At 69.0% G+C, this 13,469-nt stretch carries 11 protein-coding genes; all 11 read right to left on the bottom strand.

All coding sequences use genetic code 11. The features are described from left to right. Positions 1-20: 20 nt before the first annotated feature. The 11 genes from Q1L59_RS15325 to Q1L59_RS15275 are packed head-to-tail and all read right to left on the bottom strand — an operon-like array spanning position 21 to position 13,369. Positions 21-497, bottom strand: a complete 477-nt coding sequence (locus Q1L59_RS15325) for a hypothetical protein (protein WP_300333819.1) — start codon at positions 495-497, stop codon at positions 21-23. A gap of 20 nt (positions 498-517) precedes the next feature. Further along, complete coding sequence (locus Q1L59_RS15320) at positions 518-1,843, bottom strand: hypothetical protein (RefSeq protein ID WP_300333816.1); 1,326 nt, start codon at positions 1,841-1,843, stop codon at positions 518-520. 15 nt (positions 1,844-1,858) lie between these two features. After that, entirely contained in the window at positions 1,859-3,811 is a 1,953-nt protein-coding gene (locus Q1L59_RS15315) for a baseplate J/gp47 family protein (protein WP_300333814.1), read from the bottom strand. Beyond that, entirely contained in the window at positions 3,808-4,248 is a 441-nt protein-coding gene (locus Q1L59_RS15310) for a hypothetical protein (RefSeq protein WP_300333812.1), read from the bottom strand. Before Q1L59_RS15310 ends, Q1L59_RS15315 begins: the two co-directional genes overlap by 4 nt. A 13-nt stretch (positions 4,249-4,261) precedes the next feature. Then, a complete protein-coding gene (locus Q1L59_RS15305) occupies positions 4,262-4,993 on the bottom strand; it encodes a hypothetical protein (protein ID WP_300333809.1) in 732 nt (243 codons plus the stop codon). Beyond that, positions 4,990-5,430, bottom strand: a complete 441-nt coding sequence (locus tag Q1L59_RS15300) for a hypothetical protein (protein ID WP_300333806.1) — start codon at positions 5,428-5,430, stop codon at positions 4,990-4,992. The genes Q1L59_RS15305 and Q1L59_RS15300 overlap by 4 nt, the downstream gene beginning before the upstream one ends. Further along, entirely contained in the window at positions 5,430-6,134 is a 705-nt protein-coding gene (locus Q1L59_RS15295; protein ID WP_300333804.1) for a phage baseplate assembly protein V, read from the bottom strand. Before Q1L59_RS15295 ends, Q1L59_RS15300 begins: the two co-directional genes overlap by 1 nt. Next, positions 6,131-7,189, bottom strand: a complete 1,059-nt coding sequence (locus Q1L59_RS15290; protein ID WP_300333802.1) for a hypothetical protein — start codon at positions 7,187-7,189, stop codon at positions 6,131-6,133. The genes Q1L59_RS15295 and Q1L59_RS15290 overlap by 4 nt, the downstream gene beginning before the upstream one ends. Then, positions 7,189-9,369 carry an RHS repeat-associated core domain-containing protein gene (locus Q1L59_RS15285; protein WP_300333800.1) on the bottom strand — a complete coding sequence of 727 codons (2,181 nt, stop codon included), beginning with the start codon at positions 9,367-9,369 and terminating at the stop codon, positions 7,189-7,191. The genes Q1L59_RS15290 and Q1L59_RS15285 overlap by 1 nt, the downstream gene beginning before the upstream one ends. Continuing rightward, entirely contained in the window at positions 9,366-12,776 is a 3,411-nt protein-coding gene (locus Q1L59_RS15280; protein ID WP_300333798.1) for a hypothetical protein, read from the bottom strand. The genes Q1L59_RS15285 and Q1L59_RS15280 overlap by 4 nt, the downstream gene beginning before the upstream one ends. After that, on the bottom strand, positions 12,773-13,369 hold the full coding sequence (locus Q1L59_RS15275; protein WP_300333795.1) for a DNA circularization N-terminal domain-containing protein: 597 nt from the start codon (positions 13,367-13,369) through the stop codon (positions 12,773-12,775). Before Q1L59_RS15275 ends, Q1L59_RS15280 begins: the two co-directional genes overlap by 4 nt. Positions 13,370-13,469: the final 100 nt, after the last annotated feature.

Genomic DNA, 13,469 nt, shown 5'->3' with positions numbered 1-13,469 from the left:
GGTAGCTCCTCGAAAAACGCTTAGAACACGACGTCCCAGATCAGCGTCAGCTTGAACGTATCGGCTTTGGTCACCGGATCGAAGACCACCCGGTTGTACATCGTCCCGCCCGTTTCGGCGGTGAAGATGCCGGCTTCGCGCAGTGGCGCGGCGCCGTTCGCCTCACCGAAATCGAACACGGTCTGCAGGCTGACCTTGATTCGCTTGATCCCGCCGCTGTCGACGACTTCAGTGTAGATCGGCGCCGAAACGGCGTTGCGGTCGCGTTCGGCGAGCAGCGCCGTCTGGTCGTCGGTGGCCGGGTCGGCGCCGGTGCCGACCGCCATGTGGCTGACTTTCGACGGCGGCGTGCCGGTGACGCCGGCAAACAACTGGGCGGCGAGCTGCCGTCCGGACTTGACGATGCGGTTGGCGTGCGTCCGATCGGCGACGATGCGACCGTCGCGGTCTTCGACCAGCAAACGCAGCCGGCCTTGCATATCCATGGTTTCCTGCATCTCATCGCTCCTGGAATGGTTTACTGAAAGCCGAAACTGCCATCCGAGACGGCAACGTCGAAGACGCCGCCGATCGCGAAGCGTTCATGCGCGTCGTGCACTTCGCGCGCGCTTCCGAGCGCGCCGACGAGCAGGTCTTCGTCCGCATCGTGCTGCTCGCCGTACCGGTGATCGAGCGCGGCGGAAAAGTGCTCGCCCGCGGCATGATCTTCCCAGGGGACCCGCTCGAACGATTCGCCGGGCAAGGAGAGCGAATACTGTACCATGCCGCGCACGCCGGCCGCCCGCTTGCTGTCCACCACGCGCTGGATGGCGTCGAGCGAGAGGCCGGCAAAAACGCGGAAGCGCTTTTCGTAGCCGGTGCCCGCCAGGATGCGTTTGACCGCCGCGTCGACGAAGTATGGAACGACGACATCGAAGGTCAGCGGCTGATAGCGAATCCATGCCATGCGGATGGCGAAAGCCGGCGCGTCGAAGGTCTCGCCGCTGTCGTAGGTCGAAAAACCGAACTCGCCGGCGCGCGCCGCCGAAAAGACCCATTTCGAATCGCCGGTGGGAACCTTCGGCAGCACTGCCGGCGCCGTACCGCCGATATCGACGAACCAGTCGCTGACCTCGCTCGTCCCGATCGAGGCCGAGAAGCGGCCGCTCGCGTCTTCGGCGAGAACCAGCGTGCTGCCCTGCGGAACGACGAACTCCTCGCGCGAGGCGACTCCCGCGCCGGAGTCCTGGCGGACGAGCGAAAGGTGGCGCCCGGCACCCTGCGTGAAGCTCCATTCGATGCGCGGCGCGACCGCTTCTATCGTCGCGAAATTGACTTCCAGCGTCACGCTGCTGCCGCCGGCGCTGGCCGGCGCGTTGCCCAGCACGACTTCGGCTTTTGGCGAGAACTCTTCGATCCTTACCAGTCGGTCGAGGCCGGCGATCAGATCGGCCATCCCCGTGCTCGTCTTGCCGCCGGCGCCGACCAGTTGACGCTCGAACAGCGCCAGGTCGTAAGGCAGGCCAAGCGCGGCGCGGATGGCACCCTTCAGCGCTTCGACCGTGCCCCCGCCGACAAAAGAGAGAACGGTCGACTTGAGCAGAGGCCGGAAAGTGTCGTCGCCCTCGCGCGTGCCGTCGGGCAGACGGCGGCGCGCGACGCCGAGCAAGCTGCCGAGACCATCGAGGCCGCCCCCGCTGGCGTGATCGATCCAGTGCGACTTGAGCAGATCCTTGACCGCCGCGTCGCTGTGCAGCAGCTCGGCGGCGAGCGCGTCGAGCAGGCGGTGGAGCAGCGAGTCGCCTTCGCGCGCGGCGTAAACGTCCGGAAAAAGGGCGCTCAGGCGGTCGGTCTTGAACGACACGGCGTCTTCTCCCGGCTACAAGGCAAGGTGCGCCGAAGCGGGAACGATTCCCGGATAGGCGGCGGCCTGCACGACGATTTCGGCGCTCGCCGCGTCGAGGCTGGCGCGGTTGGCGATGAGCACCGTGGCGAAGACCGGTGTCGCCTGCTCGGCGGCGGCCAGCGTGACCGTGCCGGCCACCTGCGCGACCTGCTGCAGCGGCTGATTCGGCGTGCTCGCCAGCTTTGCCCGCACGGTGGCGAGCAGCGCGAGCTGGAAGTTGCGAAAGCGCAAGGCCAGGCCGTCGTCGTCGGTGACGCGCAGCGACAGCGTCAGCCGGCCGTCGACCGCCAGACTGGCGGTCGAAACGTGCAGCGCGTGCAGCGAACGCACGCTCAGCGCACCTTCGTCGGGCCGCGCCTGTTCGCCAGTGTCGATGACGAAGGGGTCGCGGTCGACCGCCGCCGGCGCCGCGCTGCCGCGCACATAGTCGAGCTGAACCTCGCCGGTGTCGGCCAGGCCGGCAATCCGGAAAGCCAGCGCGGCGAGCTTGCGCGGCGATACCGCTTCGCCGATGGCAAGCGCCTTGAGCGCGGCGATCACCGCCAGTCGGTAACGCTGGCGGGCGTCGGCCAGATTGCCGCTGGCGTCGCCGATGACCAGGAAGCTGCCGCTCAGTGTGACCGTGCGCACCTGGCTGACGACGGCCTTGATGCCGGCCGCGCGCGTCCGCTCGACGATGTCGCTGACCAGCGGCCCGACGAGATCCGGCTTGCCGGTCGAAAAGCGCACCCAGACTTCGCCGAGCGGAATCGCCGCGTCGAGCGAGCAGTCGCGCACTTCGACGCTGTCTACGCCGTCGATCGTCATCACCGCGTAGCGAATGGCGTTCAGCGTTGCGTTCCCGGCGCGTTCGAGCGCGTGTTTGGCGCGCTCGCGCAGTTGCTCGTCGCCTTCGGCGGCGACACCGCCGCTCAGCGGCTGCTCGTTGACCACGCCGCCATCGACGCCGCGCGGTGGGGTCGGCATGACGGTCAGGCTGCCCGAACCGAGGTTCCCTTCCGGGCCATTGTCGAGCGCGATGACCGGCACCTCGACCTGCGGCCGGCGCGCCTGAAAAGTGACCACCAGCATCGACGAAGAGGGAACGGCGGCGAGCGTGATCGTCGTCTCGTCGTCGCCGAAGGGCTTGCCGGCCTTGCTCGGAATGGTCGCCAGGTTGCTCGTGCCGCCTTTCACCCGCACGTGCAGCAGATTCGCGATGGCGACACTGGTGTGCGCCACCTTGCCGGCGGCCGCCACCTCCTCGACCAGCGTGGCGCGGATGACGCCCGGCGCGGTGACCTTGAACAGACGGCCGCGCGCGTCGGCAACGCGCGTGCCGACGGCGATCGCCAGGTCGTTGCGCGGCGCCTTTCTCAGCCAGAAAGTGACCTTGCCCTGCGCCGGCAGCGCCTGGTTGCGCGCTACGCCGAGCAGGGCGACGACATTGTCGAGCGCCGCTCCCTCGGCGAAATCGATGAAGGCGCGCCGATACGCCTGGTCCATCTGCTCGTAGAGCAGCTTGAATTCGCGCGCCAGCGAGCGCACCAGCGTACCGGCGACGCTACCGGCGTTGAAGTCGGTGATTCCGGAAGGCAGGTCGCGGAAGTAGTAGCCGACGTTCAGGCGCGAATTGTCGTCGGGAAACCAGCTGGCAGCGATTTCCGGGTCGGCCGCCGCCGGCAGCGGCTGCCAGACGAGCTGGCCGACGGCGTAGGTGTAGTGCTGACCGAGCTTGAATACCGCCGGCCGGCCGGCGACGAAACCGGTGATCTGCTCGGCCAGCCCGCTGAGCGGGCCGACGCCGTGCAGCGAATAGCTCGTCGTCCCGCTGCGGTAGATCAGCTCCAGCGCCGCCGCTTGCTCGACACCGAGTTGCAGACTGCCGACGAGCCCATCGACCAGCCTCTGGAAAGACTTCGAGAAGGGATGTCCGGGGTCGATCATGGTCCCTCCAGGGCAAGGTCGAAAACCAGGTTCAGCGGCGTCGGCTGGTCGATCAGCGCAACTTCCAGCGCCAGGCGAAGGACGGAACGCTCGCCGGGCAGCGCGAACACGTGCAGGGCCGACACTTGGCGGACGCGCGGATCGGCCTCGATCGCCTGACGCGCGAAGGCCTGCGCCTTCAGGCGAGTGCGCGGCAGGTCGGGCTCGCCGATCAGCTCGTGCAGGCGCGAACCGTAGTCCGGCCAGCCGAGCGGCGCCAGTTCGCCGACGCGCACGCGCAGGCGCAGCGTCAGCGCCTGGACGATGTTGTCGTTGCCGTGCGCCAGCGCCAGATCGCCCGACCAGCCGACCGGGCCTTCGAGGCTCAGATCGAGCCCGCCGGCACCGTCGCGCAGCCGCAGGTCGCTGCCGAAAAGCTGCCCTCGTTCGCTGGCCATTTCGCGCTCTCCCTCAGGCCACGAGAACGAGTTGCCGGGTCGCCACGGCACTCGCCCCGCCGACGCTGACGAACAGGCTCAGGAGATAGTTGCCGGTGGCCAGATTGCCCGGCAGCGGGCCGCTGCGCCGCAGCCAGGTGGCGTCGTCGGCACGGAAGAACGGCAGGCTGGCCAGATCGAGCGACCACTCGGCCGTATGCGCGGCGTCCGGCGGGCCGGCCGGTGCCAGGCGCAGACTGAACGAGATGCCGTTGAGGCGCTGGTAGTCGGCATCGGCGACCCAGTTGTTGCTTGCCGGCGGCGTTTCCCTGGCCCAGCGCGCCGGCGCCAGGAACTCGAAAGTGCAGGCGCCCTTCGACACCACCTGACCATCGGTCGCCGGCGTGCGGATCTGTGCGACCAGGCGGTGCACGACGCAGGGCTGCGGCGCTTCCGGCGGAGCGCCGCCGGCCATCGCCGAGCGCCTGACGGCCGCCGTGTCGCTGGCGTGGTCGAGCGCCGCGACGACCAGCGCGTGGCTGCCGAACTCGGGCAGCGCGGCGCTCCAGTCGAGCATGGCGAGCGAATGGTCGGCCACATTCAGCTCCGGGTGCTCGGCCGTCGCCGCCGAGTTGAGCGACGAATACCACTTGACATACAGGCCGGCGGCATCGCCGGTCAGCCGCGCGCGCAGCGCGACCGGTGTTCCGGCGGGAAAAGCGCTGCCATCGACTGGCTGGACGATCTGCAGGGCTGGGCTGTTCATGGTTGGCCGCTCGTCGTGAAGGTGGCCGATCCGCCCGACGGGAAGATCACCGCCTTATCGTTGACCACGTTCACCGGGATGTGGTTCACCGTCACCGTCGAATTGCCCGTACTCGGCAGCAGCATTCCCGGCCATACCGGCGCGCCGGCTTGCCCCTGCAGCACCATGCCGAGCGCGACGAGGTTGCGGTTTCCCGCTTTGACCGTCTTGTTGAAGCTGTTGACGATCCATACCGTCGGTTGCGGCTGCAGGGGCGAAGCCGGCGGGGGCGGCAGGATGACCGGCGGCGCCGAAGTGCATTGCGGCGGATCGCTCGGCGTCACTTCGACCAGCGCTTCGCTCGCCGCCGCGCCGATCAGCAGCTTGCCGCCGGCGCTCGGTTTGAAGCTCAGCGTACCCATCAGGTTGAGCGTCCCGTCGAGCGTCATGTCAGCCATCAGGCGCCCCCCGAAATGTCGGTGCCGGAGATCGTCACGCTGCTGATCTTGCCGGTTCCCTTGATCGTTCCGTCGCCATCGACGGTGAGCGTCTTGCGAATCTGGACATCGGCGTCTACGGTCAGTTTCGAGCACGTGAGATCGATCGGCTTGCCGTCGCAGACGATCGTCACCTTTTCGTTCTTGCCGTCGAGCGTGACGCTGATCTTGCTCCCCGCCTTGATTTCGATCAGGCCGTCGGGCGCAATGCGCAGGCCGGCGGTGAACTCGCTGTTGTCTTCGCGCTTCTTCACCTCGCGCTGCAGGAAAATCGATCCATCGTCGGCAAAACGCAGGTGGTTGACCGTGTCGTCGGCCAGGCGGTGCTCGAAAAGCACCTCGTTGTCGCGAAAGAGCGGCGCCCTTTCCTGGTCGTGGTAGAAGCGGCCGGTGATCAGCGGCTGCTGCAGGTCGCCGTCGACAAACTCGACCAGGACCAGATCGCCGACACGCGGCGGCGCGGCAAAACCGACGTGGCTGACGGCGATCGGCACCTGCGCAATTTCCAGACCGTCGTGTTTGAGGCGCACGTCGGCCTCGTAGTTGGCCGTATCGTCGCTCGCGCTGTGCGCGCTCAGCGCGGTCACCGTCGCCAACTGCGGTCCGCGCCGGGCGGCAATTTCCTCGCGCACGCAGCGCCGGATGAGCTCGAGCAGGTCGTTCATTCGCCTGCCCCGCGGGCAACGCCGATTTCGCTGACGAAACCCTCGCGTGCGCTGAAGCAGTGGCGCAGGCTGCGCACATGGCCGCCGCCATTCAGCCCGCTTTCCGGCGCATCCGCCGCGCTCGCCGGGTCACCCAGCTCGAGCCCCGGCATGCCCAGCACGCGCAGGCGCAACTCGCTGTTGCGATTGGCCAGGCTGGCCGCGTAACCGGCGGCGAAGCGGCCCGCCATGTCCTTCGTCCGCGCCGTCGGATCGGTGATCAGCATTTCCGGCCCGTCGCCGGCCGCATCCTGAAAGTCGCTGTCGGTCGCCGTCAGCCAGAAGCTCTTGTCCTCGCCCTGCCCCGACATCGGGCTCTCGCCGCCGACCAGCAGTCGTCGGCCCAGCGCCGGGCGCTGCCGGCCAGCCGCGGCGAGCAGATGCCGGCCATAGGCGAAAGCGCCGCTGGCGTTCGTGCCGAGCGCCGTCGACGCCGCGGCAGCGGCCCCGGCGAGCGCCGCGGCGCCGCCGGCGCGCAACCCGGCGGCCGCGCCCAGCGCGCGGAAATGAACCTTGCCAAGGCGGTCGGCAAACAGCGAATAACCGAGCCGCTCAGCCAGTCGGCGCAGTTGGGCGTGCGCGCCAAGCCGGCGTTCGACGGCAAAGCGCGCCAGCGTGATCCCGTCGTCGATCTCGCCGACGCTCAGCGCCGCCTGCCCGACGAGGTCGCGCACGACGTCGCCGGCGCTGGTGTCGCGATAGGAAGACGAGACGCGCAGATCGACCAGCGCCAGCATCGTGCCGACGCAGAAGATCGCGCAACCGCCCAGGCGTGGTCGGATTTCGGCGACGCTGCCGGTAAACACGCGCTCGACACTATCCTCGTCGCCCAGGGCAAGCTCGACCGGGTCGCCGGGCGCGACGCCGCCGCTCGCCGCAAGCGTCACGCGCAGGCCATCGATCGGCACGTCCAGACTGCGCTCGACGACGAAACGCAGCGGGCCGGCGACCGGCGACGACGAGTCGCTGCTCAGCGCACCGGCGGCAAACGAAAACTGCGGGCGCGGCGTGGCCATCAGAAACCGCCGTGAGCGCGCGCGTCTTCTTCCAGACTCGCGTTCTGATAGCCGTTGAGAATGACGTCCCACTCATAGACGCCGAACAGCGGCAGGCCGAGGTGGAAAAACGGTCCCCACCAACTGTACTGATTGACGTGCCGCAATTCGTGTTCGTAGAGCGCCTGGCTCTTGGCGATCGTCTGCGTCCCGCCGTAGGCCGACGGCGTCACCGGATCGGGCAGCCGCTGCCAGTCGGGATGCTGTTCGTACTCGCCGTTGACGAAGAAGACGTTGCCGAAGGTGATGCCGAGCAGATTCTCGAACGAGCCCAGCCAGCCACCCTTGAAGACCAGGGCAAAAGCATTCAGCCGCCCCGAGGCGGCAACGTCGAAACCCGGCGTCTGCCAGCTCGCGTTGCCGCCGGAAAACAGCCAGACGAGCCAGCGAACGACTTCGCCGATCAGGCAACTGACCTCGACGGCGAGGCCGAAAGCGGTGTTCGGCAAGGTCCACAGGACGCCGAGCACGGAGAGCATGACGCCACCGAAACTCCAGTGGCCGTCCGGATCGAAGCGGTTGACCGGATCGTTGGCGCAGAAAGCCCAGCGATTGCGCAGCCGGGGCTGGCGCAGCCAGTCGCCGAGGATCTGCGCACGCGCCATGCGCTGCTCGCCGGCCAGCCGGAAGGGATTGACCAGGCGCGCATCGTCGGGCGCGCCGGTACAGGTATCGGGCGTCAGGAAGCGGCGCAGCAGCGGGTCGTACCAGCGACCGCCGACGCGGTAGAGGCCAAGGTCGGCGTGCCAGACGCGTGCGCGATAGAGGTAGGGCAGTTCGTCCGGCGTCTGCAGCGGCAGACCGAAGGCGTCGCTGGCGAAGGGGCCGGCGATCGTCCCCGCGGCCGTCCCCTCGGCGCTCCCGGCGAAAATCAGGTTGCCATGCACGTCGCAGTGCAGGCAAACCGCGCGGCCGGCGGTCGACGCGCGAAAATCGATCAGGCCGACGATGCCGGTCGGCAGGCGCAGGTAGATCAACTGCGGCCGCCCTTCGCCGTCGGCCACCGCGAGCAGCGCGTCGTCGGGCCCGTACAGGTAGCGCTCGACGCCCGCCGGACCTGCCTTGACGACCAGCCGCCCCTTGTGGTCGTAAGCGCAACGCGCGACGCGGCGGCCGTCGTGCAGAACTTCGAGCAGTTCGCCCGCCTGATTGTGGCGAAAGACGCGCTCGACCGCGCCCTGGCGGACCAGGCGAATGCGCCCGGCGGCGTCGTGCTCGACGCCCTGTACGATGGCCGGATCGGGCAGCGGATTGTCGCGCGCATCGCAAGCGTAGCGCCAGACGCGTTCGCCGGCGCGCACCTCGCTCAACCGTCCGGCGGCATCGTAGGCATACGTGCGCTCGCCTTCGCCGATCAGGCGGAAAGCCTCGTCGCGCTGCAGCCGGCAGCGCCACAGCGGCTTTCCGGCGTGCGTCATCCGCTGGTCGACGGCCTGCCCGCTGCTCGCCTCGTGCCAGGTCTCGAGCAGCACCCCGTCGCTGCCGCGCTGCCAGGTGCGCCGGTGCGCCGGGTCGTTGCCGAAAGCGACGATGCGCTGGCCGTTCCAGTCGATTCCCGCCGGGCAACCGCGTTCGTCCCAGGCAAAGGAAATCGTCTGCTCCCACTGCGGGAAAACGAGCTCGGCCAGCCGCCCTTGTTGGTCGAAGCTGCGGCGCAGCGACAGTTGGCGCCCGTCGACCTGCTGGTCCACACCGACGACACGTCCTTGATCGTCGTAGTGGAAACGGCTTTCTTCGCGGTCACAGCGCGCGCTGAGCACGCGCTCTCCCTGCCAGCGATAGACCAGCGGGCTGGCGTCGCCGCGCAGCGTGCGCTGCAGCCGGCCCTGCTCGTCGTAGGCATGCGCCAGCGGCCCGTCCGCGCGCTGCACTTCGCTCAGGCGGCCGCTGGCGTCGTAGCGGTAGTCGGCCCAGCGCTGACCGTTGCGCTCGACCGCCAGCAGACGCCCGTCGGCGCCATAGGCGTAGCGCCACGCTTCGCCGTCGGCCTCGACGATCTCGGCCAGCTCGCCGGCCTGCCAGGTGTAGCGCGACAGTCCGCCGGCCTCGCGCACCGCGCTCGGCAGCCCGTCCTCGACGACGATCTGGCGCAGCGCGGCCTGTTCGGCCTGCCAGGCGCGCAAGCGGGCAAGCGCGCTCATCCGATCGACACCTGTGCCGAGCCGGACAGCGGAATCGCCGCCAGCATCGCGTCGAACTGATGATGCACGCGCTCGAGTTCCTGCTCGAAGCTGATCTGCAGGTTGGCCAGCAAGGCGAGCAGGCGCTCGAACAGATCGTCGACGACGAGCTGATCGATCTGTCCGAGCAGTTGCTCGACGCCGGCCAGGATGAGCCCGATCTTTTCCTTCAGCGTCGCCAGAACGCCGCTCAGCGCCTGCCGGAGGCGACCGAGAAAGAGGTCGATCACCTGCCTGATCTGCTGCAACAGGCGGCGCCCGCCAGCGCCGATCTTGTCTACCAGGCTGCGGAACAGCGCGTCGAGCGGCGGCTTGAGCGCCGCCGGGTCGAGCGCGTGCAGCGGTTCGAGCAGCGGGTCCCAGACGCTGGCGCGCAGCGCGGCGGCAACTTCGTCCGGATCAAGGACGGCCAGCTTGCTGCGCACGCTGGCGTAGACCTCAGCCAGCGCCGACTTCAGGTCATCCGGATGAAGCGCCCGCGCCGCCTGCCGAAGCTCGCCGAAAAAGCCATTGACCGCCGTCTCCAGCGCCCCCTGCAGCGGCGCAAGCTGGGCCAGGAAGCGCTCGTAAGCGAGATCGATGCGGCGCGCCTTGGTCGACGGTCGCAGCGTGGCGAGCGCGGCACGCACGTCGGCCGCCTCGAGCGCCGTCGATTGGCGCAGGAAATCCGGCAGCAGGCGCGTCAGCGCGCTGTTCAGACGCTGAAACTCGCCTTCTGCGGGCGCACTGTCGAGCGCATTGATGCGCCGGCGCAGCGCCGCCAGGGCGCTGGTGTGCGCGCTGTGCACGCGCTGCAGTCGACCACCGGCGAGCGTCGGATCGAGCGGCGCCAGCGTCAGGTCGAAACGGGCGAGCAACGACGCCTTGGCGGCGGCGTCGGCCGACGACAGCGCCAGCCTGGCCTCCAGACCGGCGCGCAGCGCCGGCAGGCCGACGACGCCGGGCAGGTTGACCGGCGCCAGCGCGGCCAGCCGGCCATGCGCGGCGCGCAGCGTGGCGATCAGCCGGGCCGGATCGAGCGCCGGCAACGCGGCGCCCAAACCCTGGCGCAAAGCCTCCAGCGCAGCCACGATGTCGTCTTCCGGCAGTGCCTCGAGCGCCGCCAGCAAGCGGTCGAAAGCCTGGTCGAGCGGAGCGAACAGCGCACTCGGGCGCAGCGAATCCGCCATCGCCAGGTTGACCTGGCGCAGGGCAAGCTCGGGATCGCTGAATACGGCATCGCTCAGGCCGACGACGAGCGCTTTCATCTGCGCGTAGAAAGCGTCGAGCGGCGGCGGCAGATCGACCGCGTCGAGCGCGCCGACGAGTTGCTGGCGCAACTGGGCGAAGACCTGCCTTTCCTTTTCGGCAAGCGCCGTCAACAGCGGCGTGATGTCGATCAGGTCGATCAGGCGGTTGATTTCGCCGTGCAGCACGCGCAAGGGCTCGACCCAGACCGCTGGATTGGCCCGCTCTATCGTCTGCAGCACGCGTGCGTAAGGCTGTTCCAGCGGTTCGAGCAAGGCCGCTGGCGAAAGCGCTTGCGCCTTGGCGAGAAGCTGCGCGAGCAGTTCTTCGAGCGGCGCGACGACGAGGCTGCCGTTGAGCGCCAGGACGCGCTCGCCGACCTGATCGAGCAGGCTGTTCACCGGCGCGGCGAGTGCCGATCCGTCGAGGCCGCCGATGCGGCGGCGAAACTCGAGCCAGGCGTCGAGAACGCTGCGCACCGCTTGCGCAAGTTCGTTCTCGACGCTGGCGAAGCCGGTCTTCAGCTCGCCTTCGATCATTCCTTCGAGGTCGACGGCGCGCAACAGCGAGAGGCCCGCCTGCAGCGCGATGCGCTCGCCGTCGGAGAGCGCTTCCGGCTTGATCGCGGCGAGTTTCGCGGTCAGCGCGTCGATTTCGTCGATCACCTCGTCGGCCAGCGGACGGAAGTCGATTCCGTCGAGCGAGGCGAGCAGCGTGCGTATCTCGTCCAGCCCGGCCGCCATCTGGCGCTGCAGATCGGCGACGACCTGCCCGGCCTCGCCGACCGCGTTGGCCAGTTCCTGGCCGAGTTCGGCGATCGGAACGTTCTGCAACTGCGCCAGCGCCGACGCCAGAGCGTCATTGACGCCGTCGAGCAGATCGTCGCTCAGCCGCTGATCGACGAAATCGTTCGCCTGCGCGAACGCCTGGTTGATCCGGCTGCGCACTTCGCCAATGCCGAGTTCGTCGATCTGCTGGCGCACCGTCTGCAGCATCGCGTGCACCGCCGTCTCGACCGCCGCCACCGGCACCGCTTCGATACGCTGGCGCACCTGGCTGATGAAGTCGATCAGGATCTGGCGTACCTGGGCGAGCGGCGAAGCGGCGAACATGTCGTGCAGCGCGGCCGAAAGGCGGGCGACCTGCGCCGCCAGATCGGCCGGCGACAGACTCATCGTCAGGCGCGCGAGGAGCATTTCGAGTGCCCCGGCGAGCGCCTCGACGGCGTCGTCCAGCGTCGCCGGGGCGGGCAGCGGAATGGCCCGCAGCACCTCGGCGTAGGCGGTGAACAGCGTCTCCCATTGCGCGCTGGCGAGCACAGCGCTGAGGTTCTGCAGGACTTCCTCAAGAGCGACAAAGGCGGCCTCGTGCGCCGCGCGCAGCGCGTCGAGTTCGCCTTGCACGACGCCATAGGCAGCCGCGTCGTCGGCGTCGAAGTCGTGCAGCGACTGGCCGAGCTGGCGCCAGGCGAGGGCCGCCGCGGCGCTCGCCGGCGCCGTCGTCGTCGCCAGCGCCGCCGCCGTCAGCGGCTCGAGCAGTGCCAATGCGCCGGCCAGATGGTGACGGGCCGGCTGCAGCAGCTCGGGCGCGACGCCGAGCAGATTCTCGCCGAGAAAGTCGAGCAGCTCGTCGGCCGACAGCGGGTTTCCCGCCGCCAGGTCGTCAAGCGCGGCGAGCGCCCGGCGCACGCGTTCGAGCGTCGCCGCGTCGAGCAGCGAGGCGCCGAGCGTGTCCAGCCGGCTGCCGAGCAGCTCGAGCAAGTCGTCGATCAGCCCCAGTGCGGTCTCCTGCAGCGTCGTTCCCGGCCTGATCTGGCGCAGCAGTTCGCTCGCGTTGAGAAAGCCGACGACCTCTTGATAATGCGCCTTGAGGTCTTCGACGAAGCGCAGGGCATCGGCCGGCAGGGTCTGCTCGATGTTCGTCAGCGTTGCCGGCAGGCGTTCCGACAGCCCGCTGAGGTCGATCTCGAGCACCTGTTCGAGACCGCCAAGTGCCTGGCCGAGCGCGTGCAGCGGCGAATCCGCGCCGCCGTCCGCGAGCCCGCCAGCAACGCGCAGGAAGCCGTTCAGACCCGATTGGACGTTCGCCGCAGCGTTGCTCGCCCGCTGCAGGTTTGGCAGACTGGCGCTGGCGCCGCTCACAGCAAGTCTCCCAGGCCGCGCAGCGTGCCGCCGGCGCCGCCGGCGAGGCCGGTGAAGCTGTCGAGCATCGCCGGCAGGCGCGTCGTCGGATCGGCGAAATCGGCTGCGCCGGCGAGCAGGCCGGCCAGGCCGGCGACTTCGGCGAGGGCGTTCTGGATGTCGTCCATCATCGCCGTCGCCTCGTCGAGCAGGCCGGCGTCGATTCCGTCGAGCAGGCTGCTCGCCGGCGGCGGTGGCGGCGGAACGTATTCGGTGACGACGCACTCGTAGTCGAATTCGTCCGGCCGCCCGGCGCGCTCGGCGACTTCGAGCTGGTCGACGATAACCTGCGCGAAATAGCCTTCACCGGTCAGTTCGCACAGGAAATCGACCGGCTGGCGGGCCAGCAGATGACTGCGCAGTTGGCCGAGGCGATCGGCCGCGTCGCTGCCGTAGAAGATGCCGCGCAGGCGGATGCGCACACTCGGCCGGCCCAGATCCTGCGCCAGTTCGCCGTTCATCCCGGGCACTGCGTGGCGCACGAAACGCGCGACTTCGCTCGCCTCCAGGCTGACCAGTTGGTCAATGGCGACGCCGGCGAGTTCGAGCGCCATCTCAGATCAGCCCGCCGGTGAAGCCGAAATGGCGCATCGCCTGCTCGCGCAGACGGTCTTCGCAGAGCATCAGCAGGCGTTCGCAGAGCAGCTCTTCGGC

The sequence above is a fragment of the Accumulibacter sp. genome (assembly GCF_029255125.1).
Classification (GTDB): Bacteria; Pseudomonadota; Gammaproteobacteria; order Burkholderiales; family Rhodocyclaceae; genus Accumulibacter.
Note: the sequence above shows the minus strand (reverse complement) of the source record. Positions and strands in the feature narration are given on the sequence as shown.

Excerpts from the sequence above, each read along its gene's own strand:
- Q1L59_RS15285 (WP_300333800.1), bottom strand. The coding sequence starts at position 9,369 with ATGAGCGCGCTTGCCCGCTTGCGCGCCTGGCAGGCCGAACAGGCCGCG.
- Q1L59_RS15310 (WP_300333812.1), bottom strand. The coding sequence starts at position 4,248 with ATGGCCAGCGAACGAGGGCAGCTTTTCGGCAGCGACCTGCGGCTGCGC.
- Q1L59_RS15315 (WP_300333814.1), bottom strand. The coding sequence starts at position 3,811 with ATGATCGACCCCGGACATCCCTTCTCGAAGTCTTTCCAGAGGCTGGTC.
- Q1L59_RS15275 (WP_300333795.1), bottom strand. The coding sequence starts at position 13,369 with ATGGCGCTCGAACTCGCCGGCGTCGCCATTGACCAACTGGTCAGCCTG.
- Q1L59_RS15290 (WP_300333802.1), bottom strand. The coding sequence starts at position 7,189 with ATGGCCACGCCGCGCCCGCAGTTTTCGTTTGCCGCCGGTGCGCTGAGC.
- Q1L59_RS15305 (WP_300333809.1), bottom strand. The coding sequence starts at position 4,993 with ATGAACAGCCCAGCCCTGCAGATCGTCCAGCCAGTCGATGGCAGCGCT.
- Q1L59_RS15295 (WP_300333804.1), bottom strand. The coding sequence starts at position 6,134 with ATGAACGACCTGCTCGAGCTCATCCGGCGCTGCGTGCGCGAGGAAATT.
- Q1L59_RS15325 (WP_300333819.1), bottom strand. The coding sequence starts at position 497 with ATGCAGGAAACCATGGATATGCAAGGCCGGCTGCGTTTGCTGGTCGAA.
- Q1L59_RS15300 (WP_300333806.1), bottom strand. The coding sequence starts at position 5,430 with ATGGCTGACATGACGCTCGACGGGACGCTCAACCTGATGGGTACGCTG.